The 21531-nt window shown below is 74.8% G+C and carries 19 protein-coding genes; 13 read left to right on the forward strand and 6 right to left on the reverse strand.

Annotated features, from left to right (window positions below):
- Nucleotides 1-126 precede the first annotated feature (126 nt).
- The 7 genes from ACI789_RS20030 to ACI789_RS20060 are packed head-to-tail and all read left to right on the forward strand — an operon-like array spanning nucleotide 127 to nucleotide 7603.
- Nucleotides 127-1692, forward strand: a complete 1566-nt coding sequence (locus tag ACI789_RS20030) for a sugar ABC transporter ATP-binding protein (protein ID WP_457011115.1) — start codon at nucleotides 127-129, stop codon at nucleotides 1690-1692.
- Nucleotides 1689-2720, forward strand: a complete 1032-nt coding sequence (locus ACI789_RS20035; RefSeq protein ID WP_457011116.1) for an ABC transporter permease — start codon at nucleotides 1689-1691, stop codon at nucleotides 2718-2720. Before ACI789_RS20030 ends, ACI789_RS20035 begins: the two co-directional genes overlap by 4 nt.
- The gene (locus ACI789_RS20040) at nucleotides 2717-3832 is read left to right on the forward strand and encodes an ABC transporter permease (RefSeq protein WP_457011117.1); all 1116 of its coding nucleotides are present in this window, start codon (nucleotides 2717-2719) and stop codon (nucleotides 3830-3832) included. The genes ACI789_RS20035 and ACI789_RS20040 overlap by 4 nt, the downstream gene beginning before the upstream one ends.
- Nucleotides 3829-4605 (forward strand): class II aldolase/adducin family protein, encoded by a 777-nt coding sequence (locus ACI789_RS20045; protein WP_457011118.1) that lies wholly within the window; start codon nucleotides 3829-3831, stop codon nucleotides 4603-4605. The genes ACI789_RS20040 and ACI789_RS20045 overlap by 4 nt, the downstream gene beginning before the upstream one ends.
- The gene (locus ACI789_RS20050; RefSeq protein WP_457011119.1) at nucleotides 4602-5306 is read left to right on the forward strand and encodes an HAD family hydrolase; all 705 of its coding nucleotides are present in this window, start codon (nucleotides 4602-4604) and stop codon (nucleotides 5304-5306) included. Before ACI789_RS20045 ends, ACI789_RS20050 begins: the two co-directional genes overlap by 4 nt.
- 2 nt (nucleotides 5307-5308) lie before the next feature.
- Nucleotides 5309-6703, forward strand: a complete 1395-nt coding sequence (locus ACI789_RS20055; RefSeq protein WP_457011120.1) for an FGGY-family carbohydrate kinase — start codon at nucleotides 5309-5311, stop codon at nucleotides 6701-6703.
- A 24-nt stretch (nucleotides 6704-6727) separates the two neighbouring features.
- Nucleotides 6728-7603 carry a sugar phosphate isomerase/epimerase family protein gene (locus tag ACI789_RS20060; protein WP_457011121.1) on the forward strand — a complete coding sequence of 292 codons (876 nt, stop codon included), beginning with the start codon at nucleotides 6728-6730 and terminating at the stop codon, nucleotides 7601-7603.
- Nucleotides 7604-7848: 245 nt separating this feature from the next.
- On the opposite strand, the gene ACI789_RS20065 is transcribed toward ACI789_RS20060, so the two are convergent.
- The gene (locus ACI789_RS20065; RefSeq protein ID WP_457011122.1) at nucleotides 7849-8076 is read right to left on the reverse strand and encodes a hypothetical protein; all 228 of its coding nucleotides are present in this window, start codon (nucleotides 8074-8076) and stop codon (nucleotides 7849-7851) included.
- A 252-nt stretch (nucleotides 8077-8328) separates the two neighbouring features.
- On the opposite strand from ACI789_RS20065, the gene ACI789_RS20070 reads away from it, so the two are divergent.
- On the forward strand, nucleotides 8329-8988 hold the full coding sequence (locus tag ACI789_RS20070) for a class I SAM-dependent methyltransferase (RefSeq protein ID WP_457011123.1): 660 nt from the start codon (nucleotides 8329-8331) through the stop codon (nucleotides 8986-8988).
- A 27-nt stretch (nucleotides 8989-9015) separates the two neighbouring features.
- Here the strand turns inward: ACI789_RS20070 and ACI789_RS20075 are convergent, their stop codons facing one another.
- From ACI789_RS20075 to rhaI, 5 genes are all read right to left on the reverse strand, one after another.
- Nucleotides 9016-9774 carry an ABC transporter permease gene (locus ACI789_RS20075; RefSeq protein ID WP_457011124.1) on the reverse strand — a complete coding sequence of 253 codons (759 nt, stop codon included), beginning with the start codon at nucleotides 9772-9774 and terminating at the stop codon, nucleotides 9016-9018.
- Entirely contained in the window at nucleotides 9771-10820 is a 1050-nt protein-coding gene (locus tag ACI789_RS20080; protein WP_457011126.1) for an ATP-binding cassette domain-containing protein, read from the reverse strand. Before ACI789_RS20080 ends, ACI789_RS20075 begins: the two co-directional genes overlap by 4 nt.
- 154 nt (nucleotides 10821-10974) lie before the next feature.
- Nucleotides 10975-12456 carry a rhamnulokinase gene (locus ACI789_RS20085; RefSeq protein ID WP_457011127.1) on the reverse strand — a complete coding sequence of 494 codons (1482 nt, stop codon included), beginning with the start codon at nucleotides 12454-12456 and terminating at the stop codon, nucleotides 10975-10977.
- Nucleotides 12453-14489 (reverse strand): bifunctional aldolase/short-chain dehydrogenase, encoded by a 2037-nt coding sequence (locus tag ACI789_RS20090; protein WP_457011129.1) that lies wholly within the window; start codon nucleotides 14487-14489, stop codon nucleotides 12453-12455. The genes ACI789_RS20085 and ACI789_RS20090 overlap by 4 nt, the downstream gene beginning before the upstream one ends.
- Nucleotides 14490-14595: 106 nt before the next feature.
- On the reverse strand, nucleotides 14596-15753 hold the full coding sequence (rhaI, locus tag ACI789_RS20095; protein WP_457011131.1) for an L-rhamnose isomerase: 1158 nt from the start codon (nucleotides 15751-15753) through the stop codon (nucleotides 14596-14598).
- Nucleotides 15754-16136: 383 nt separating this feature from the next.
- Between rhaI and ACI789_RS20100 the strand changes: the two genes are divergently transcribed.
- From ACI789_RS20100 to ACI789_RS20120, 5 genes are all read left to right on the forward strand, one after another.
- Nucleotides 16137-17465, forward strand: coding sequence for an MFS transporter (locus ACI789_RS20100; protein ID WP_457011133.1), 1329 nt, complete (start codon nucleotides 16137-16139; stop codon nucleotides 17463-17465).
- 110 nt (nucleotides 17466-17575) lie between these two features.
- Nucleotides 17576-18619, forward strand: coding sequence for a LacI family DNA-binding transcriptional regulator (locus tag ACI789_RS20105; RefSeq protein WP_457011135.1), 1044 nt, complete (start codon nucleotides 17576-17578; stop codon nucleotides 18617-18619).
- A complete protein-coding gene (locus ACI789_RS20110) occupies nucleotides 18616-19389 on the forward strand; it encodes a (Fe-S)-binding protein (RefSeq protein ID WP_457011137.1) in 774 nt (257 codons plus the stop codon). Before ACI789_RS20105 ends, ACI789_RS20110 begins: the two co-directional genes overlap by 4 nt.
- Nucleotides 19386-20909 (forward strand): LutB/LldF family L-lactate oxidation iron-sulfur protein, encoded by a 1524-nt coding sequence (locus tag ACI789_RS20115; RefSeq protein WP_457011139.1) that lies wholly within the window; start codon nucleotides 19386-19388, stop codon nucleotides 20907-20909. Before ACI789_RS20110 ends, ACI789_RS20115 begins: the two co-directional genes overlap by 4 nt.
- A complete protein-coding gene (locus ACI789_RS20120) occupies nucleotides 20906-21529 on the forward strand; it encodes a LutC/YkgG family protein (protein ID WP_457011140.1) in 624 nt (207 codons plus the stop codon). The genes ACI789_RS20115 and ACI789_RS20120 overlap by 4 nt, the downstream gene beginning before the upstream one ends.
- Nucleotides 21530-21531: the final 2 nt, after the last annotated feature.

Here is a 21531-nt window from a genome sequence, read left to right on the forward strand (position 1 = left end):
CGCGCCGCCCGCCCCCCCAGCCCCCCCCCCCCCCGCCCCCCCCCCCCCCCCCCCCCCCCCCCCCCCCCCCCCCCCCCCCCCCCCCCCCCCCCCCCCCCCCCCCGCCCGGCCGCAGCGAGGAGGACCATGAGCGAGACCCGGACCAGCGGACCGGCCGAGCCGGCGACCGCCCCGCCGACCGACGCGGGGACCGAGCGGCTGTCCGTGACGGGGGTGTCCAAGCGGTACGGGGCCGTGCGGGCGATCCGGAACGCGGACATGACCGTGCGGGCGGGCAGCGTGCACGCCCTGATCGGCGAGAACGGCGCCGGCAAGTCCACCCTGATCAAGATCCTCTCGGGGGCGGCGACCGCCGACACCGGCCGGATCACCTTCGAGGGCCGGCCGGTGACCATCGGCGGCACCGCCGACGCCATCGCCCTCGGCATCGCCACCGTCTACCAGGAACCGCAGCTGTTCCCCGACCTCACCGTCGCCGAGAACGTCTTCACCGGCCGGGAGATCACCCGCCGCGGCAAGGTCGACTGGGCGGCGCAGAACGCCCGCGTGGTCGAGCTGCTGGAGCTGATCGGGCTGCCCGCGCGCTACGCCACCGTGCCGGTCAGCGAGCTGTCCATCGCCGAGCAGCAGCAGGTGTCCATCGCCAAGGCGCTGGTCGGCAACGCCAAGGTGCTCATCCTCGACGAGCCCTCGGCGATCCTCACCGACGCCGAGATCGAGGTGCTCTTCGGCGTCGTCCGACGGCTGGCCTCCACCGGCGTCGCGATCATCTACATCTCCCACCGGCTCGACGAGCTGTTCGTCATCGCCGACGAGGTCACCGTCATGCGCGACGGGCAGACCCTGGGCACCTGGCCCATCGAGGAGCTCTCGGTGCGGCGGGTCGTGGAGCTCATGGTCGGCGGCATCCTCGAGGACACCCCGCCGGCGCACACCGTCCCCGACGCCCCGCCGCGGCTGGTCCTCGAGGGCCTGTCCTGCGAGGGCGAGTACCACGACGTGGACGTCGCCGTCCGCCCCGGCGAGATCGTCACCCTGTACGGCCTGATCGGCTCCGGGGCCGCGGAGATCGCCGAGACCGTCTACGGCATGCGACGGGCCACCTCCGGCCGGGTGCTGCTCGACGCGAAGCCGATCGCGCCGCACTCCCCCCGCGCCGCCAAGAAGCTGGGCATCGCGCTGCTGCCGGCCAACCGCAAGCTGCAGGGCCTGTTCAGCTTCCAGTCGATCGCGTTCAACATCTCCGCCGGGCACCTGCCGATGCTGTCCAGGCTCGGCACCTGGATGGACCGGCGCCGCGAGCGGCAGGTCGCCCGGGACTTCATCGCCCGGCTGTCGGTCAAGACGCCGTCCGAGCGCCAGCCGGTCTCGGCGATGTCCGGCGGCAACGCGCAGAAGGTCGTGCTCGCCCGCCAGCTGGTGGAGCGGCCCAAGGTGCTGGTGCTCGCCGAGCCCACCCAGGGCGTCGACGTCGGCGCCAAGGAGGAGATCCACCGGATCGTCCGCTCGCTGGCCGACGAGGGCACCGCCGTCCTCATCGTCACCTCGGACCTGCCCGAGGCCATCCGCATCTCCGACCGGCTGCAGGTGGTCCGGGCCGGGACCACGACGGTCGAGTTCGGCCCCGGGGCGAGCCAGGCCGACGTCCTGGCCGCGGCCGCCGGCGCGGTCGACCAGGAGGAGGCGGCATGAGCGCGTCCACCCTCACGCCCCCGGGCGGCGCTCCCCCGGCCGCGCACACCGCGAAGGCGCGCGGCCGGGTCCTGCCGTTCCCGATCACCGGCCAGGAGATCGTGCTGATCGTCGTCATCGTCGCCCTGTGGGTGGCGCTGGCGCTGGCCACCCCGGCCTTCCTCACCGAGGGCTCGATCGTGCCGCTGCTGGTGGCGATGGCGCCGGTGGCGCTCATCGGCATCGGGATGACGGTCATCATCATCACCGGCGGCATCGACGTCTCGGTGGCCGGCATCGTCATGGTCTGCGCGGTCGTCGTCGCCAAGGCGATGGTCGACTCGGGGGTCGGCCTGCCCGTCGCCGTCGCGCTGTCGGTCGTGCTCGGCGGCGTGCTCGGGCTGGTCAACGGCGTGCTCATCGCCTACGGGCGCGTGCACGCGATCATCATCACCTTCGGCACCGCGAACCTGTTCAAGTTCCTCGGCCTGCAGCTGTTCGGCGGCACCACGGTCGACAACATCCCCGGCACGCTGGCCTTCTTCGGCCGCGGCGAGGCCGGCCGCACCCTCGGCGTCCCGCACAGCTTCCTGGTCATGCTGCTCGTCGCGGCGGCGGCCTGGTACTACCTGCGGCACACCGCCGGCGGCCGGCACCTCTACGCCATCGGCGGGGACGCCGACGCCGCGCGGCTGGCCGGGGTGAAGGTGCAGCGGCGGGTGATGTCGGCCTACGTCCTCACCGGGCTGCTCACCGGGCTGGCCGCCTGCTTCGTCATCGCCCGCGGCACCTCCACCCTGGCCCCGAACGTGGGCGCCGGGATGGAGCTGGCCGCGATCGCCGCGGTGGTCATCGGCGGCACCTCGATCATGGGCGGCCGCGGCTCGGTGCTGGGCACCGTCCTCGGCGCGCTGCTCGTGCAGACGGTCACCTCCGGGGTGACCCAGCTGGGCTGGCGCTCGCAGCTGTCCAGCCTGTTCATCGGCATCTTCATCCTGATCGCCGTCGGGGCCGACCTGCTCCGGCAGCGGGCGAGGAGGACGACGTGAGCACCACGGTCTCCCCCGAGGCCCCGGCGCCGGCCCCGCGCCCGGACGACGAGGACGGCGCCCGGCCGTCGCGGGTCCGCCAGCTGCCCGAGCTGCTCCTGCGGGCGCTGCTCACCCAGCGGATCGTGCTGCTGCTGGTGCTGCTCGTCGCCGTCGTCGTCACCTTCCTGACCCTGTCGGCGCGCAACTACCTGACCGCGCCGTACGACGCGTCCTACCTGTCGGCGACCCTGATCAGCGCCGTCCCGCTGGTCATGCTGGGGCTGGCCGAGCTGCTGGTGATCACCTCCGGCCGCGGCGGGATCGACCTGTCGGTCGGCGCGATCGTGTCCCTGACCAGCATGGTGTTCGGCTTCGCCTACGGGGAGTGGGGCTGGCCGCTGTGGGCGTCGATCGTGCTGGCCGCCGCGTTCGGCGGGCTGTGCGGCGCGCTCAACGGGTTCCTGGTCGCCTACATCGGCTACCCGGCGCTGATCACCACGCTGGCCACGTACTACGCGTTCTCCTCGATCGCGATCGTCATCAACGACCAGCAGCCGATCAGCACCCAGCCGATCCAGGACTTCTTCTCCGCCGCGCGGTCGGTGCCGATCGGCGGCGGCGAGGACCCGCTGCAGGTGCCGCTGGGCATCCTCACCTTCCTGCTGCCCACCACGGTGGTGGTCTGGCTGATCCTCAACCGCACCACCTACGGACGGCGGCTGTACGCCATCGGCACCAACGACGTGGCCGCGGAGTGGACCGGCATCGACGTGCGGCGCACCCGGTTCACCGCCTACCTCACCGCCGGGGTGATCTCCGGGCTGGTCGCGGTCGTGACCGTGGCGCAGTTCGCCTCCGCCCGGCCCGACGCCGGGGTCGCGGGCAGCGGCATGGCGCTGCCGGCCATCACCATCGCCGTCCTCGGCGGGGTGGCGATCACCGGCGGCATCGGCCGGGTGGCCGGCGTGGTGCTGGCGACGCTGCTGATCGTCTGGCTCAACGCCGGCATCCTGCTGGCCGTGCCGGGCAACGCCGGCTCGCAGTGGCAGCTGGCCGCGCTGGGCATCGTGCTCGTCTTCGCCGCGCTGCTCAACGGCTACGCCGGCCGCCGCTACGGCAGGACCGGGTGAGCGCCGTCTGGGACCCGGGGCTGGTGAGCGAGGAGCTCGTCGCGCTCACCCGGGCCCTGGGCGAGCGCTCCCGGGACCTCGTCGTCCTGGCCGAGGGCAACACCTCCCAGCTGCTGCCCGACGGGCGGGTGGTGGTGAAGGCGTCGGGGTCGGCCATGCGGACGGCGACGGCGGAGGACTTCGTCGTCGTCGACGTCGACCCGCTCGTGGAGCTGATGGCCTCCCCGACGGCGACGCAGGCCGACCTCACCGCCGCCCTCGACGCCGGCGAGCACGGCGGCCGTCGCCGGCGGGCCTCGATCGAGACCCTGGTGCACGTGGCCGCGCAGGCGTGCGCGCCGACGGCGTTCGTCGGGCACACCCACCCGACGGCGGTCGTCGGCCTGCTCGCCAGCGTGCATGGGCCCACCGCGTGGGAGCGGCACGTCTACTCCGACGAGGCCGTGGTGATCGGCCGCCCGCTGTACGTGCCCTACGCGACGCCGGGCATCGACCTCGGCCGGGTCTACCTCGCGGCGCTGCGGCGGTACGTCGACGAGCACGGCGATCTGCCCACCCTGGTGCTGCTGGGCAACCACGGCATCGTCGTCAACGCGCCCGGCCCGGCCGGCGTCGAGGCGGCCTCGGAGATGGCGGTCAAGGGCGCGCAGGTGCGGGTGGCCGCGTACTCAGTGGGCGGCGTGGTGCCGCTGGAACCGGCGAAGGTGGAGGAGTTCTTCGCCCGGGAGGACGTGATCGAGCGCCGCGCCCGCCTCGGCGGCTCGCCGGCATGACCCTGCCCCGGGAGCTGCGCGCGGTGTTCCTCGACGTCGGCGGCCCGGTCTACGACGACGGCAACTTCCTCGCCGCGGTGGTCCGGGCCCTCGACGAGCTGCGCGCCGAGCAGGGCCGCGGCCCGGTGGACCGGGCGGCGGTGCGGCGGGTGTACGACGCGGCGCGGGCCCGCCAGAGCGGCTCGCTGCGCACCGCGCTCGCCACCGAGCTGCTCGGGGACGCCGGGCTGCGGGGCGCGCTGCACGAGCGGACCCGCCGGCACTGGGTGCACCCGCCGGGCACGCTCTACCCCGACGTGCTGCCGCTGCTGCGGGCGCTGCGCGGCCGGGTGGCCGTCGGGGTGCTGGCCAACCAGGAGGCGACCGTCGTCGACGCGCTCACCCGCGACGGCGTCGCGCCGTTCGTCGACGTCTGGGGCGTCTCGGCGATCGTCGGGTTCGAGAAGCCCAGCCCCGAGCTGTTCACCTGGTGCCTGGAGCGGGCCGGCTGCGCCCCCGCGCAGGCCGTGCACGTGGGCAACCGGCTGGACAACGACGTCCGGCCCGCGGCCGCGCTGGGCCTGGGCACCGTGTGGGTGCTGCGCGGCGAGGCGCCCGACGAGCCCACGCCCGAGCAGCTGGCCGAGCCCGACCTCGCGGTCGCCGACCTCACCGGGCTGGCCGACGTGCTGCTGCCCCTCGTCCGCGCGGGGAACGGCTGACCGTGGCCGACCTGGTCCTCGGCGTCGACCTGGCCACCGCCGCGGTGCGGGCCACGGCCGTGCGCGTCGACACCGGGGAGCCGGCGGCCACCGCCTCGGCCCCGCTGCCCGAGCCGTCGGTACCCGGACCTGGATGCCAGGAGCAGCCCCCGGTGCACGCGTCGGTCGTGCGGTCGGTGCTGCGGGCGCTCACCGCCGACCTGGGCACCCGCGCGGCCGGCATCGGGGCGCTGGCGGTCACCGCGACGTCCGGGAGCGTCGTGGCCACCTCCCCGGGCGGGGTGCCGCGCGGACCGGTGCTGCTCTACGCCGACCAGCGCGGGGCGGCCCGGGTGCGCGCCGCGCTCGGCCGCCCGGTGGGCGCCGCCTCGACCCTGGGCCGGCTGGCCTGGCTGGCCGAGCACGACCCCGCCGGGCGCTACCTGCACGTGCCCGACCTGGTCGTCGCCGACCTGACCGGGCGGCTGGTCACCGACACCTCGCACGCGCTCAAGGCGGGCATCGACCCGGTCGCCGCCCGCTGGCCGCTCGACGTGCTGGCCGCCGCGGGTGTGCCGGTGGCCGCCCTTCCGGAGCTGGTGCACCCGGGCACGGTCGTCGCCGAGGTCCGCCCCGGCGTCGCGGCCGCGCTGGGCCTGCCCGCCGGGGTGCGCGTCGTGGCCGGCATGACCGACGGCTGCACCGCGCAGCTCGCGGCGGGTGCGGTGGCGCCGGGCCGGACCACCGGCGTGCTGGGGACGACGCTGGTGCTCAAGGGGGTCGCGGCCGCCGAGGTGACCGGCTTCGGCGGGGCCGTCTACTCGCACCTGGCCCCCGACGGCCTGTGGTGGCCGGGCGGCGCGTCGAACACCGGCGCCGGGGCCCTCCCCGGGCTGCCCGACCTCGCCGCCGCCGACGCCGACGCCGCGCGGCGGGGCCCGTCGGCGTGGACCGCCTACCCGCTCCCGGGCACCGGCGAGCGCTTCCCGTTCGTCCGGCCGGACGCGACCGGCTTCCTGCTCGGCCCGGGGACGCCGTCCCCCCGCGAGCGGCACCGGGCGGTCCTGGACGGCGTCGCCTTCGTCGAGCGGCTCGGCCTGGAGCGGCTGGCCGCGCTCGGCGTCGCCTCCACCGACCACCGGGTCGTCGGCGGCGGATCGGGGTCGGCGGTGTGGACGGCGATCCGCGCGAGCGTGCTGGGCCGGCCGGTGTCGCGGCCGGCCGAGCCGTCGAGCGCGTTCGGCGCCGCCGTCCTGGCCGCCGCCGCCCTGACCGGGGCGCCCCCGGCGGAGGCGGCGGACCGGATGGTGCGCACCGCGGAGGTCGTCGACCCCGACCCCGCGCAGGCCGGTCCGCTCGAGGAGGGCTACCGGCGGCTGCTGGCCGAGCTGCACCACCGCGGCTGGCTGGACGAGTGACCTGCGGAGATGAGGAGACACCCCATGGCGATCACCCACGGCGTCCACGCGCTGGTCTGGACCGGGGGCTGGTCCCCCGACGAGGCGCGGTCGGCGATCGCGTCGACCGCCGCGGCGGGCTACGACCTGATCGAGCTCGCGCTGATCGACCCGACGACGTTCGACGCCGACATGACCGCGCGGCTGCTGGAGGAGCACGACCTGCAGGTGAGCGGGTCACTGGGGCTCAGCGAGGACACCGACGTCTCCAGCGAGGACCCCGACGTCGTCGCCCGCGGCCGGGAGCGGCTGGCGACGGCGCTGTCGGTGCTGCGCGACAGCGGCGGCTCGGTGCTGTGCGGCGTCCTGTACTCCAAGCTCGGCAAGTACGCCGGGCCGGCGACCGAGCGCGGCCGGGCGCACTCCCAGGAGACGATCGCCTGGCTGGCCGACCGGGCCGCCGCCTCCGGCATCACGCTGGCCCTGGAGTTCTGCAACCGCTACGAGACCAACGTCATCAACACGACGCAGGAGACGCTGGACTTCATCGCGGCCGTCGACCGGCCCAACGTGATGGCCCACCTGGACACGTACCACATGAACATCGAGGAGCACTCGTTCCGCGAGGCCGTGCGGGCGGCCGCGGCGGCCGGGCGGCTGGGGTACGTGCACGTCGGGGAGTCCCACCGCGGGGCGCTGGGCACCGGGACGATCCCGTGGGCGGAGTTCTTCGGCGCGCTCTCCGAGGTCGGCTACGACGGGATCATGACCTTCGAGTCGTTCTCGTCCGAGGTCGTGCACCGCACGCTCTCCAACGACCTGGCGATCTGGCGCAACCTCTGGACCGACAACGCGGCGCTGGCCCGGGAGGCGCTGGCCTTCACCCGGGCCGGCCTCGCGGCGGCCGCCGGCCGCGCCTGAGCCCGGCGCGGCGCGGACGGCTGCCCGCGGTGCCGGGGTGGGCGCGTCGGCGAGTCCTGCCGGGGACACGCCGCCGCCTGCTGACGGCAGCCGGGCCGCCGTGGTGCCATGGAGCTCCGCCCCGCCCCGGGGGTTTCACGGCCAGGGCGGGGCGGGCGTCTCGATGATCAGGCCTCGACCGGCCGCCAGCGACACGAGGACCGCGGACGTCGGGGCCACCGCGCCGGCCCGCCGGGCGGCCGGTGCTACGGGACCGGCCGGCTGCTCGACCGTCCGTCGCTCCCGTCGCGCGACCCGGCACGCCGGTGGGTCAGGCAGGAGAGCGGCCCGACGCGCCCCGGCCGGCCGGCCCGGGCGGCGAACTCGCGGGCCAGCTCCCGCTTCACCTCGGGCCACCGAGGCACCCACCAGTAGGCCGCGACCACCGCCGTCAGCGGGATCCAGCCCAGCAGCGACCACACCCACCACGGCATCGCAGGCCTCCCCCTCCCGGCGTCGACGACGCCGGGACCCGCGCGGTGTCCGCCGGGGTCGGACGGGCGACCCGCGCCCGCCCAGGCTGCCCGGAGGACGCGGCGCCGCCCACCCCCACCGAGGGGAGTCGAGCGCACCTCACACGGGGCTGGCGCGGGTTCGACCGGCGAGCCGGTCGAACCCGCCTGGCTGCCGGAGCGGAGGTCCGGTACAGATCGGGGCGCGCAACCGGCGGCAGGGAGGCGACGACCGTGGCGGAGCACTCAGCGACCTCGAGCGGCGACCCGTTCCGGGCTCGGCGGCCGACCAGTCACGAACGGCTGTCGGGACAGCCCTGGGACGCCTCGTACCGGGACGGCCCGGCGCCCTGGGACGTCGGCCGGCCGCAGCCGGCGGTGGTGCGCCTGGCCGCCGGAGGGGGGTTCACCGGAGCGGTGCTCGACGCGGGCTGCGGGACCGGTGAGAACGCCCTCCACGTCGCCGCCCTCGGGTTGCCGGTCCTCGGCGTCGACGTGGCCGGGACGGCCGTGGCGATCGCCCGGGCCGCGGCGCGCGACCGCGGGCTCGACGCCGAGTTCGCCGTGGCCGACGCGCTGCACCTGGAGGGGCTGGGGCGCCGGTTCGCGACGGTGCTCGACTGCGGGCTGTTCCACACCTTCGACGCCGGCGAGCGGCCGCGGTACGTGGCGGGCCTGGCGTCGGTGAGCGAGCCCGGCGGGAGGGTGCACGTGCTGTGCTTCCGCGACGACGGCCCCGACCCCGGGCCCCACCCCGTCACCGAGGCAGAGCTGCGCACGGCGTTCGACCCCAGCCGCGGCTGGGACGTCGTCGCCGTCGTACCCGAGCGGATCGAGACGCGGTTCCACGACGACGGCGCCCCGGCCTGGCTCGCGACGATCACCCGGGTCTGAGCCGGGACCGGTCCCGCGGAGGGCGGGTCAGGCGTTCTCCCGCCGGAAGGTGGCGGTGCCCCACCACACCGCGAGGGTGAACAGCGCGAGGGACCACAGGCCGCCCCACAGCAGCCCCGAGGAGGCGAAGTCGCCGAGGAACGAGGCGCGGACGGCGTCGACCACGTGCCGGATCGGCATGAAGTCGCTGGCCTCCTCCAGCCAGGCGGGGCCGATCGTCATCGGCAGCAGGATCCCCGACAGCAGCAGCACCGGCATCATCACCATGTTGACCACCGGCGCCATGACCTCCTCGCTCTTGGTGGTCAGCGCCAGCGCGTTCGACGCCGCGGCGCAGGCGCCGCCGATGAGCAGGGTGAGCAGCGTCCCGAGCACGATCCCCTGGAGCGGCGCGTCCATGCCCAGCGCGTAGCCCAGGGCGATGAGGATCAGCGCCTGCGCGAACAGTTGCAGCAGGTCGCGCAGGAGCCGGCCGACCAGCAGCGCCGTCCGGCTGGCCGGGGTGACGCGCTCGGCCTCGATGACGCCCTCGCGCCACTCGCCGATGAGGCCGAACCCCGCGAAGAAGGCGCCGAACATGCCCAGCTGCACCAGCATCCCGGGCACGAAGAAGGTGTAGGCGTTGGTCGCGCCGAACTGGTCGACCAGCGGCGTGAGCAGCGGGCCGAACAGCAGCAGGTAGAGCACCGGCTGGATCGCCCCGATGATCACCCACGCGGGGTTGCGCAGGTTCATCCGGAGCTGGCGCCGGAAGACGATCCCCGACTCGCGCAGGAACGAGCTCATCGCCGGGCGCCTCCGTCCGCGGGCACGGTCTCGGTGTCCTCGGCCGGTCCGGGGGCGGCGTCGGCGGCCGCGGGCGCGGTCTCGGCGTCGCGCAGGGACCGTCCGGTCAACGCCAGGAAGACGTCGTCCAGGGTGGGCCGGTGCACCTCGATCGAGTCCAGGTCGATCGACGCGCGGTCCAGGTCGCGCAGCAACCCGGGGACCGCGCGCCCGGCACGCGGCACGCGCCCGCGGACGTGCCGGTCGTCCACCTCCACCTCGGCGCGGCCGTCGGTGAGGCCGGCGAGCTTGCGGGCGGCCTCGGGGACGTCGGCCCGGTCGGCCACCTCCAGGTCGACCAGGTCGCCGGCGACCCGCGTCTTGAGCTCGTCGGCGGTGTCGGCGGCGACGATCCGGCCCCGGTCGATGATCAGGATCCGGTCGGCCAGCGCGTCCGCCTCGTCCAGGTAGTGGGTGGTCAGGAACACCGTCGCGCCTCGTCGGCGCCGCAGGTCGCGGATGTGCTCCCACAGGTTGGCCCGTGCCTGCGGGTCCAGGCCGGTGGTCGGCTCGTCGAGGAACACCAGAGTCGGCTCGTGGATCAGCCCCATCACGATGTCCAGCCGGCGCTTCTGCCCGCCGGACATGGCGCGCGGCTTGCGGGTCCACAGACCCTCCAGGTCCAGCTGCGCGAACAGCTGCCGGCCCCGCTCCTCCACCTCCGCCCGGGTCAGCCCGTAGAGCATCCCGTGGTCGACCACCTCGTCGCCCGCGCGGGCGCCGCTGAACGCCCCGCCGGCCTGCGAGACGTAGCCGATGCTCCGGCGCACCTGCACCGACTCCGTGACGACGTCGAAGCCGGCCACCGTCGCCGTGCCGGCGGTCGGCTTCAGCAGCGTCGTCAGCATGCGCAGCGTGGTGGTCTTGCCCGCCCCGTTGGGACCGAGGAACGCGACGACCTCCCCCTCGGCGACGTCCAGGTCGACCCCGTCGACGGCTCGGACCTCGGTCCTGGCCCGCCCCTGGCGCGTGCGGAACGTCTGCACCAGTCCCCGTGCGTGGATCACCCGCTGCCCTCTCCGTGCCCGCCGGCCGGGGCACCGTCCTCGGAGGTCGGGCCCGGCTCGTGCGCGGCCCCGTGCGGACGCCGGTCCACCGGCACCCACCGCTGCAGACCGCAGCGCCCGCGGGAACTCATCGGTCGCCCGCGCGGTGCCGACCTCAGCGGGCGGGGAGCCGGGCGGCGGCGACGTCCCACGCGGCCGGCGACCCGGACGGCGTGTACGTCCGCACCTCCTGGGTGGCCCGCAGCAGCGCGCGGAGCTCGGCCAGCCCGCCGTGCAGCACTCCGGCCGCCCGGGCCTGGACCAGCGCGTTGCCCAGCGCCGCGGCCTCGACCGGACCGGCCACGACCGGCAGCCCGCACGCGTCCGCGGTGAGCTGGCAGAGCAGGGCGTTGCGCGCTCCCCCGCCCACCAGGTGCACCACCTCGACGTCCCGCCCGGAGAGCTCCACGGCCTTCCGGATCGTCCGCCGGTAGGCCAGCGCGAGGCTGTCGAGGATGCAGCGGACGGTCTCGGCCTGGCTCTGCGGCGGCGTCTGCCCCGTCTCGGCGCAGGCCGCAGCGATCCGCGCCGGCACGTCCCCCGGCGGCAGGAACCGCGGGTCGTCGGCGTCGACCACGGCCGTGAAGGCCGGTACCTGCGCGGCGGCGGCGAGCAGGTCGGGCAGGTCCGCGGGCAGGCCGGCGGCCGCCCAGGTCCGCTGCGACTCCTGCAGCAGCCACAGGCCCATCACGTTGTGCAGGTAGCGGACGGTGCCGTCCACGCCCAGCTCGTTGGTGAACCCGGCGGCCCGGCTCGCCTCGGTGAGCACCGGCTTCTCCAGCTCCACGCCGACCAGCGACCAGGTGCCGCACGAGACGTACGCGAACCGGTCCGACGACGCCGGGACGCCGACCACCGCCGACGCCGTGTCGTGTGAGCCGACCGCGGTGACCGGCACCGGGCCGGCCAGCCCGGTCTCGGCCAGCACGTCGGCGGTCAGCTCTCCCAGCCGCTCCCCCGGCTGCCGCAGCGGCGGCAGCAGCCCGCGGTCCAGGCCGAGCCGGTCGACGAGCTCCCCGGCCCACTCCCGGGTGGTGGCGTCGAGCAGGCCCGTGGTGGAGGCGTTGGTGACCTCCGCGCCGACCGCCCCGGTGAGCCAGTACGCCAGCAGGTCGGGGATGAGCAGCGCCGTCCGCGCCGCCGCCAGCTGCGCGGTGCCCCGCGCCGCCGTGAGCTGGAAGACGGTGTTGAACGGCAGGTGCTGCAGCCCGCTCACCCGGTACAGCTCCTCGGGCGGGACGACGGCGTGCACCGCCGGCACCGCGGTCGCGTGCCGGGCGTCCCGGTAGTGCACCGGGTTGCCCAGCAGCGCGCCGTCGGCGTCCAGCAGGCCGACGTCGACGGCCCAGCTGTCGATGCCCACGCCGTCGAGGTGCCCGCCGTCGGCCCGGCCGGCCTCGCGCCCGGCGGCCCGCAGCCCGTCGAGGACGCCGGCGTACAGGCCGAGCACGTCCCAGTGGAGGGTGCCGCCGAGGCGCACCGGCCGGTTGGGGAACCGGTGCGCCTCGGTGAGCTCCAGCCGCCCCGGGCCGACCCGCGCGGCCATCACCCGGCCGCTGGACGCCCCCAGGTCGACGGCCGCGAACGTGCGGGTCACCGGAGGAACGCGGCGGCCACGCCCGAGTCCACCGGCACGTGCAGCCCCGTCGTCCGGGTGAGGTCGCCGCCGGTCAGCGCGAAGACGGCGTCGGCGACGTGGTCGGGCAGCACCTCGCGCTTGAGCAGGGTCCGCTGGGCGTAGAACTGGCCCAGCTCCTCCTCCGGCACGCCGTAGACCGCGGCGCGCTTGGCGCCCCAGCCGCCGGCGAAGATGCCCGACCCGCGGACGACGCCGTCGGGGTTGATGCCGTTGACCCGGATCTGGTGCTCGCCGAGCTCGGCGGCCAGCAGCCGCACCTGGTGGGCCTGGTCGGCCTTGGTCGAGGAGTAGGCGATGTTGCTCGGGCCGGCGAACACGGCGTTCTTCGAGGAGATGTAGACGATGTCGCCGCCCATCCCCTGCTCGATCATGATCCGGGCGGCCTCGCGGGAGACGAGGAAGCTGCCCTTGGCCATGACGTCGTGCTGCAGGTCCCAGTCGGCCTCGGTGGTGTCCAGCAGCGGCTTGGAGATCGACAGGCCGGCGTTGTTGACCACCAGGTCGACCCCGCCGAAGGCCAGCACCGCCGCGCGGAACGCCTCGGCCACCGCCTCGCCGTCGCTCACGTCGGCCGCCACCCCGACGGCGACGTCGGCGTTGCCGATCTCCGCCGCCGCGGCCTCGGCCTTGGCGAGGTCGAGGTCGGCGACGACGACGCAGGCGCCCTCGCGCGCCAGGCGGTGGGCGATCGCCTTGCCGATGCCGCTCGCCGCACCGGTCACCAGCGCCACGCGGGTGGCCAGCGGCTTGGGCCTGGGCATCCGCTGGAGCTTGGCCTCCTCCAGCGCCCAGTACTCGATGCGGAACTTCTCGCTCTCGTCGATCGGGGCGTAGGTGGACACCGCCTCCGCGCCGCGCATCACGTTGATCGCGTTGACGTAGAACTCGCCGGCCACGCGCGCGGTCTGCTTGTTCGCGCCGAAGCTGAACATGCCCACGCCGGGCACCAGCACGATCGCCGGGTCGGCGCCGCGCATCGCCGGGCTGTCGGCGGTGGCGTGCCGCTGGTAGTAGGCGGCGTACTCGGCGCGGTACTGCTCGTGCAGCTCCTTGAGCCGCGCGACGACGTCCTCCACCGGGGCGGTCGCCGGCAGGTCGACGACCAGCGGGCGCACCTTGGTGCGCAGGAAGTGGTCCGGGCAGGAGGTGCCCAGCGCGGCCAGCGGCTGCAGCTCCTCCCGGGACAGGAACTCCAGGACGACGTCGGAGTCGGTGAAGTGCCCGACCTGCGGCTTGTCGGTCGAGGCGAGCCCCCGGATGACCGGCGCCAGCGCGGCCGCGCGGTGCCGGCGCTCGGCCGCGGGCAGCGGCTCGAAGCCGGGCACCACCGCGCCGAACGGCTCGGGCTTGCCGCGCTCGGCCAGGAAGCGCTCGGCGGTGCGGATGATGTCGAGCGAGTTGGCCTCGGCCTCGGCGCTCGTGGCGCCCCAGGCGGTGATCCCGTGGCCGCCGAGGATGCAGCCGATGGCCTGCGGGTTCTTCTCCTTGATGGCCGCGATGTCCAGGCCGAGCTGGAAGCCGGGGCGCCGCCACGGCACCCAGACGACGCGCTCGCCGAAGCACTCGCGGGTCAGCGCCTCGCCGTCGGCCGCGGTGGCCAGCGCGATGCCGGAGTCGGGGTGCAGGTGGTCGACGTGCGCGGCGTCGACGAGGCCGTGCATGGCGGTGTCGATCGACGGGGCGGCGCCGCCCCGGCCGTGCAGGCAGAAGTCGAACGCGGCGACCATCTCGTCCTCGCGCTCGACGCCCGGGTAGACGTCGACGAGGCTGCGCAGCCGGTCCAGCCGAAGCACGGCCAGGCCCGACTCCTCGAGCGTGCCGAGGTCGCCGCCGGAGCCCTTGACCCAGAGCAGCTCGACCGGCTGCCCGGTCACCGGGTCGGTCTCGGTGCCCTTCGCCGAGGTGTTGCCGCCGGCGTAGTTGGTGTTGCGCGGGTCGGCGCCCAGCCGGTTGCTGCGCTCGAGCAGCTCACTGACCACGGGGTTCGTCACGGGAGGTGTCCTTCCAGGGTTCTGTGCCGGCGAGATCCCGGGATCTCGCACGGGTGGAGGGGCTGGACTGTGCGAGATCGCGTGATCTCGCCGACGAGGTGGGCCGTCAGGCGCCCCAGCCGGCCTGCTGGCCGCCGACGCGCTCGCGCTCGATGCGCTCCTGGTACCCGCTGCGGGCGAAGGAGGTGTACGGGTCGGCGTCCAGGCCCTTGCTCTCCCGCAGCTGAGCCAGCAGCGGCCGGACGTCGGAGCTGAACGCGTCCATCAGCACACCGTGGGCGCCGAGCACGTCACCGGCGACCTGGGCGGCGCGGAGTGCGTCGCGGTCGACCAGCAGGGCCTTGGCGGTGGCCTCCTGGACGTTCATCACCGAGCGGATCTGGCCGGGGATCTTCTTCTCGATGTTGTGGCACTGGTCGAGCATGAAGTTGACGCCGGCGCCGAGCAGCGCGTCGTTCTGCACGATCTCGTTCATGATCCGGAACAGCTGGAACGGGTCGGCCGACCCGACGATGAGGTCGTCGTCGGCGTAGTTGCGCGAGTTGAAGTCGAACGCGCCCAGCCGCCCGACCCGCAGCAGCTGCATGACGATGAACTCGATGTTGGTGCCCGGCGCGTGGTGCCCGGTGTCGAGCACGACCTGCGCCTGCTCGCCGAGGGCCAGGCAGTGCACGAGCGACGTGCCCCAGTCGGGGATGTCGGTGGCGTAGAAGTACGGCTCGAAGAACTTGTACTCGAGCAGCAGCCGCATGCCCGGGTCGAGCAGTGCGTAGACCTCCTGCAGCGACTCGGCCAGCCGGTCCTGCCGGGCGCGCAGGTCGTCCTGCCCGGCGTAGTTGGTGCCGTCGGGCAGCCACAGCTTCAGGTCGGTCGAGCCGGTGGCCCGCATGACCTCGACGCACTGGGCGTGGTGGGCGATCGCCTTGCGGCGGACGGCGGCGTCGGGGTGGGTCAGCGAGCCGAGCCGGTAGTCGTCGTCCTGGAACAGGTTGGAGTTGATCGCCCCGATCGAGACGCCGAGGTCGGCGGCGTGCGCGGCGAGCTTGCCGAAGTCGTCCACCAGGTCCCACGGGATGTGCAGCGAGACCCGGGGGGCGACGCCGGTGTGCTTGTGCACCTGGGCGGCGTCCTCGAGCTTCTCGAAGGGGTCGCGGGCCACGCCGGGCTGGCCGAACACCTTGAACCGGGTGCCGGAGTTGCCGAAGGCCCAGGAGGGCAGCTCGATCGTCTGCTCGGCGAGTGCGGCGAGTGCGGCGGCGGTCATCGTCGATCTCCTCGGTGCGGGAGGGGGACGGTCCGGCTCTGCCTGCCGGTCCCGATTTCGTGAAACGTCTCAATCGCTACACCGGACACTAGGACGTGTCGCCGGTCACGTCAACAGTGTCCCGCTCGAACGCCGGAACGCGCAGCTCGCCGGATCCCTTCACGGGTCGTAGCGGGACCATCCGCGCTGCATCGCGGCCGTTTCGGCCGCTCACCCGCGGCCTCGGAGCCCCGGCCCGTCGCGCACGGCGGCTTGCACGGGCGGGGTGCGCCGTGCCACAGTGGCGGCCGTCACGACCTGAAACGGTTCATTGACCTGGACGAGCCGGCGGGGCTCCCCGAACGCCCCACGACGGCACCCTCCCCAGGAAGGCAGCTGCGACCATGCGCATCGGAGCCAAGGAGACCAAGGGCTGGAAGGCGACGATCTCGGTCGCCATGTCCAACTACATCGAGGCGGGGTCGATCATCGCGATCGCCACCAGCCTGGGTCTGTGGCAGGACCGCTTCGGCATCAGCAACCTCGCCGTCGGGCTCCTGGCCGCGTTCTCGGCCAACGCCTTCGGTGCCGCCATCGGGGCGGCGATCGGCGGGCCGATGTGCGACCGGTACGGCCGCAAGTTCATCTACACCTACGACCTGGTCGTCTACATGGTCGGCGTGCTGCTGGCCGCGTTCGCCGTCGGCTTCTGGATGCTGCTGGTGGCGTTCGTGCTCACCGGCATCGCGGTGGGAGCCGGGGTGCCGGCCTCGTGGACCTACATCGCCGAGGAGGCGCCGCCCGGCCAGCGCGCCAAGCACGTGGGCACCGCGCAGCTGGCCTGGTCGATGGGCCCGGTGATCGGGTTCCTGCTGGCGGTCGCCCTCGGCCCGCTGGGCCTGCTGGGCAGCCGGATCATCTTCCTGCACCTGTTCGTCGTCGCCTTCGTCGTCTGGTACATCCGGCAGGGCCTGTCGGAGTCGGCGCTGTGGCAGCAGGAGCGCGACGCCGACTTCTCCGGGGGCACCGCCACCACGCCGCGCCGGGGGCTGGGCGAGCTGTTCTCCCGCTCGGTGAACGTGAAGGCGCTGCTGGTGCTCTTCGGCGTCTACGGCTTCTGGAACCTCGTCGCCGGCCAGGCCGGCATCTTCATGCCGCGGGTCTACGAGACCGCCGGCGTGGAGAGCGCCACCGAGCAGAACCTGCTGCAGGTGCTGGTCTGGACGTGCACCGTGCTGTCCACGTACTTCGGCTTCATGCGCTACGCCGACCGCGTGGACCAGCGGTTCTTCTACCTCTTCGGCGCCGTGCTCGGCATCGTCGGCTGGCTGTTCCTCGTCTACGGCGACGGTTCCCTGCCGGTGCTGCTGGGCTACGCGGTCTGCTGGGGCCTGGCCGCGGGCATCGGCGCGCAGGCGTTCTACGCGCTGTGGACCAGCGAGCTGTTCGCCACCCCGTACCGGGCCAGCGCGCAGGGGGTGCTGTTCTTCGCCGCCCGCATCGCGGTCGGCGGCCTGTCCTACTGGTTCCCCACGCTGCTGGCCGAGCAGGGCGTGCCCTTCGTCGGCACGCTGTGCATCGGGCTGCTGCTGGTGGCCCTGCTGGTCGGCACCATCTGGACGCCGCAGACCCGCGGCAAGTCGCTGCACGAGATCGAGGTGGAGCGCTACGGCGAGCCGGTCTCCGCCCGGGCGGCGGCCGAGGCCGCGGGCACCGGCGGACGGCGGCCCTGACCGCGCTCCGACCCGGGCGCCGCCGGTCCCGGCCGCGAGCGCCCGGGTCGGCGACACTACGGAGGACCCCGGCGGCGACGCCGGGCGAGAGGCGGGGAGAGGGCGGCTCGGTGGCCAGCATCAAGGACGTCGCGCGGCACGCGGGCGTGTCGGTCGGCACGGTGAGCAACGTGCTCAACCGGCCCGACCTGGTCGGACCGGCCACCCGCGACCGGGTCCGCGCGGCGATCGCCGAGCTGGGCTTCGTGCGCAACGAGTCGGCGCGGCACCTGCGCGCGGGCTCGAGCCGCACCGTGGGCCTGGTGGTGCTCGACATCGCCAACCCGTTCTTCACCGACGTCGCGCGCGGGGTCGAGGACGTCGTCAACGCCGCCGGGCTGGCGCTGATCCTGTGCAACTCCGACGACCGGCCGGACAAGGAGGCCGCGCACCTCGCGGTGCTCGCCGAGCAGCGGGTGCAGGGCGTGGTCATCACCCCGACCGCGGAGCTGACCCCCGACCTGGCGGCGCTGCGCGCCCGGGGGGTCCCGGTGGTGCTGCTCGACCGGCGCGCGCCCGGCCCCGACCAGTGCGCCGTCGCCGTCGACGACGTCCTCGGCGGACGGCTGGCCGCCGAGCACCTGCTCGAGCGCGGGCACCGCCGGATCGCCTTCGTCGGCGGGCACTCCGACCTGCCGCAGGTGCAGGAACGCCGCGCCGGCGTGGAGGCCGCGGTGGGCGAGGTGCCCGACGCCGAGCTGACCGTCCTCTCCCCCGAGGAGCTCACCGTGGCCGGCGGGCGCGACGCCGCCGGGCGGGTCATCGGCATCCCGGCGGCCCGGCGCCCCACGGCGGCGATCTGCGCCAACGACCTGCTCGCCCTCGGCGTGCTGCAGGAGATGGTGCGCCAGCGCGTGCGGGTGCCCGACGAGTTCGCCATCGTCGGCTACGACGACATCGACTTCGCGGCCGCGGCCGCCGTCCCGCTGACCTCGGTGCGCAAGCCGCGGCAGGAGCTCGGGCGGCGGGCGGCGCAGCTGCTGTTGGCCGAGACCCGGGAGGGTCACCACCACGAGCAGCCGGTGTTCGAGCCGGAGCTGGTGGTGCGGGAGTCGAGCATGGTCCGCCGGGACGTCGGTCGAGACGTCGGGCCCGACGGGGAGGAGACGCGATGAGGGTGGCGCTGTTCGCCACGTGCCTGGTGGACACGATGGTGCCGCAGGTGGCGCGGGCGACCGCGACGCTGCTGGAGCGGCTGGGCCACGAGGTCGTCGTCCCGCCGGGGCAGGCCTGCTGCGGGCAGATGCACGTCAACACCGGCTACCGGCGCGAGGCGGTGCCGATCGTGGCCAACCACGTGCGGGCGTTCGCGGGCGCTGCGGCCGTGGTGGCGCCGTCCGGGTCGTGCGTGGCCTCGATCCACCACCAGCAGGCGATGGTCCTGCGGCGGGCGGGCGAGTCCACGCTGGCCGCGGAGGCCGAAGCGCTCGCCGAGCGGACCTACGAGCTGTCGCAGTTCCTCGTCGACGTCCTGGGCGTCACCGACGTCGGCGCCTACTACCCGCACCGGGTCACCTACCACCCGACCTGCCACTCGCTGCGGCTGCTGCGGGTCGGCGACCGGCCGCTGCAGCTGCTGCGCGCCGTCCGCGGGCTGGAGCTCGTGGAGCTCCCCGGCGCCGACCAGTGCTGCGGCTTCGGCGGCACGTTCGCGGTGAAGAACGCCGACACCTCGACCGCGATGCTCACCGACAAGATGGCCAACGTGCTGTCCACCTCCGCCGAGGTCTGCACCGCGGGTGACGCGTCCTGCCTGATGCACATCGGCGGCGGGCTGTCCCGGCTGCGCTCGGGGACGCGGACGGTGCACCTGGCCGAGATCCTCGCCTCGACGGAGGACGCCGTGACCCCTGACCAGACCACCCGACCGGCGGTGCCGGCGTGACCGTCACCCAGCCGCCGATGCACGAGTCGGCTCCCCCGCCCGCGCCGACCTTCCTCGGCCTGCCGACGGCACCCCGGGGGGTGGGCCACCTGCGGGGCGAGCGGCCCTTCCCCGAGGCCGCCCGTGACGCGCTGCGCGACGGCCAGCTGCGGGCCAACCTCGGCCACGCGACCAGCACGATCCGCCGCAAGCGGGCCGCCGTCGTCGGCGAGGTGCCCGACTGGGAGGAGCTGCGCTCGGCCGGCAAGGCGCTCAAGGCCGCCACCATGGCCCGGCTCGACGAGCACCTGGAGGAGCTCGAGCGCCAGGTGACCGCGCGCGGCGGCACGGTGCACTGGGCCCGCGACGCCGCCGAGGCCAACGCGATCGTCACCCGGCTGGTGCAGGCCACCGGAGCCGACGAGGTGGTCAAGGTCAAGTCGATGGCCACCCAGGAGATCGGCCTCAACGAGGCGCTCGAGGCCGCCGGGATCACCGCGCACGAGACCGACCTCGCCGAGCTGATCGTGCAGCTCGGGGACGACGCCCCGTCGCACATCCTGGTCCCGGCGATCCACAAGAACCGGGCCGAGATCCGCGAGATCTTCCTGCGCACCATGCCGCAGTTCCAGGGCCCGGACGCCGACCGCGACCTGTCCGACGAGCCGCGCCGGCTGGCGATGGCCGCCCGGGCCCACCTCCGCGAGCGGTTCCTCCGCGCCCGGGTGGCGATCAGCGGCGCCAACTTCGCCGTCGCCGAGACCGGCACCCTGGCCGTGGTGGAGTCGGAGGGCAACGGCCGGATGTGCCTGACCCTGCCGCAGACCCTGATCACGGTGATGGGCATCGAGAAGCTGGTGCCGACCTGGCGCGACCTCGAGGTCTTCCTGCAGCTGCTCCCCCGCTCCTCCACCGGCGAGCGGATGAACCCCTACACCTCGCTGTGGGCCGGGGTCACCCCCGGCGACGGGCCGCAGGAGTTCCACCTGGTGCTGCTCGACAACGGCCGGACCGCGGTGCTCGCCGACGAGGTGGGCCGCGAGGCGCTGCACTGCATCCGCTGCTCGGCCTGCCTCAACGTCTGCCCGGTGTACGAGCGCACCGGCGGGCACGCCTACGGCTCGGTCTACCCCGGGCCCATCGGTGCGGTGCTCTCGCCGCAGCTGACCGGGGTCGAGGACAACGCCTCGCTGCCGTACGCGTCGTCGCTGTGCGGCGCCTGCTACGACGCCTGCCCCGTGGCGATCGACATCCCGTCGATCCTGGTGCACCTGCGCGCCGAGCACGTCGAGGCGCAGGAGAAGGTCACCCCCGAGGCGGCCGCCTTCCGCGCCCTGGCGACGGCGATGTCGCGGCCGCGGCTGTGGCGGCTGGCGCAGCGCGCCGCCGGGCTCGGCCGGTTGCTCTCCCGCGGCCGGCCGACGCTGCCCGCGGCCCTGCCGCCGCCGATCTCCGGGTGGACCCGCAGCCGCGACCTGCCGGCCCCGCCGCGGGAGACCTTCACCCAGCAGTGGGCGAGGGAGCACGGGGGCCGGTCGTGAGCGCGCGCGACGAGGTACTGGGCCGGATCCGCACCGCGCTGGGCGACCGGCGCGCCGTCCCGGAGGTGCACCGGCACTACCGGACCACCGACGACCGGCCGGCCGGGACGCTGCTCGACGTCCTCACCGAGCGGCTCGAGGACTACAAGGCCTCGGTGCTCCGCTGCGGCTCCGACGACGTCGCCGCGACCGTCGCCGCCGCGCTCGACGCGGGCGTGGGCGCCGGCTGGGCCCCGGCGGACGTCGTCGTCGCGCCCGGCGTGCCGCAGGCGTGGCGGCCGGCGGGCGTGTCCGAGGACGACGGCCGGACCGCCGTCGGGCTCGCCGCGTTCGCCGCCACCGTCACCGGGGTCGCCGTGGCCGTCGCGGAGACCGGGACCCTCGTCCTCGACGGCTCGCCGCTGTCCGGTCGCCGGGCGCTGTCGCTGCTGCCCGACTGCCTGGTCTGCGTGGTCGAGGCGGGCCAGGTCGTCGGCGGCGTGCCGGAGGCGCTGGCCCGGCTGGAGCCGACCGCGCCGCTGACGATGGTCAGCGGCCCCTCGGCGACCAGCGACATCGAGCTCAACCGGGTGGAGGGCGTGCACGGGCCCCGCACGCTGGTCGTCGTCCTCGTCGCCTGACC

Source organism: Geodermatophilus sp. SYSU D00965, from assembly GCF_054050075.1.

What these genes read in the sequence shown, in the direction of transcription:
- ACI789_RS20030 (WP_457011115.1), top strand. Translation starts at nt 127, where the DNA reads ATGAGCGAGACCCGGACCAGCGGACCGGCCGAGCCGGCGACCGCCCCG.
- ACI789_RS20035 (WP_457011116.1), top strand. Translation starts at nt 1,689, where the DNA reads ATGAGCGCGTCCACCCTCACGCCCCCGGGCGGCGCTCCCCCGGCCGCG.
- ACI789_RS20050 (WP_457011119.1), top strand. Translation starts at nt 4,602, where the DNA reads ATGACCCTGCCCCGGGAGCTGCGCGCGGTGTTCCTCGACGTCGGCGGC.
- ACI789_RS20060 (WP_457011121.1), top strand. Translation starts at nt 6,728, where the DNA reads ATGGCGATCACCCACGGCGTCCACGCGCTGGTCTGGACCGGGGGCTGG.
- ACI789_RS20065 (WP_457011122.1), bottom strand. Translation starts at nt 8,076, where the DNA reads ATGCCGTGGTGGGTGTGGTCGCTGCTGGGCTGGATCCCGCTGACGGCG.
- ACI789_RS20075 (WP_457011124.1), bottom strand. Translation starts at nt 9,774, where the DNA reads ATGAGCTCGTTCCTGCGCGAGTCGGGGATCGTCTTCCGGCGCCAGCTC.
- rhaI (WP_457011131.1), bottom strand. Translation starts at nt 15,753, where the DNA reads ATGACCGCCGCCGCACTCGCCGCACTCGCCGAGCAGACGATCGAGCTG.
- ACI789_RS20100 (WP_457011133.1), top strand. Translation starts at nt 16,137, where the DNA reads ATGCGCATCGGAGCCAAGGAGACCAAGGGCTGGAAGGCGACGATCTCG.
- ACI789_RS20110 (WP_457011137.1), top strand. Translation starts at nt 18,616, where the DNA reads ATGAGGGTGGCGCTGTTCGCCACGTGCCTGGTGGACACGATGGTGCCG.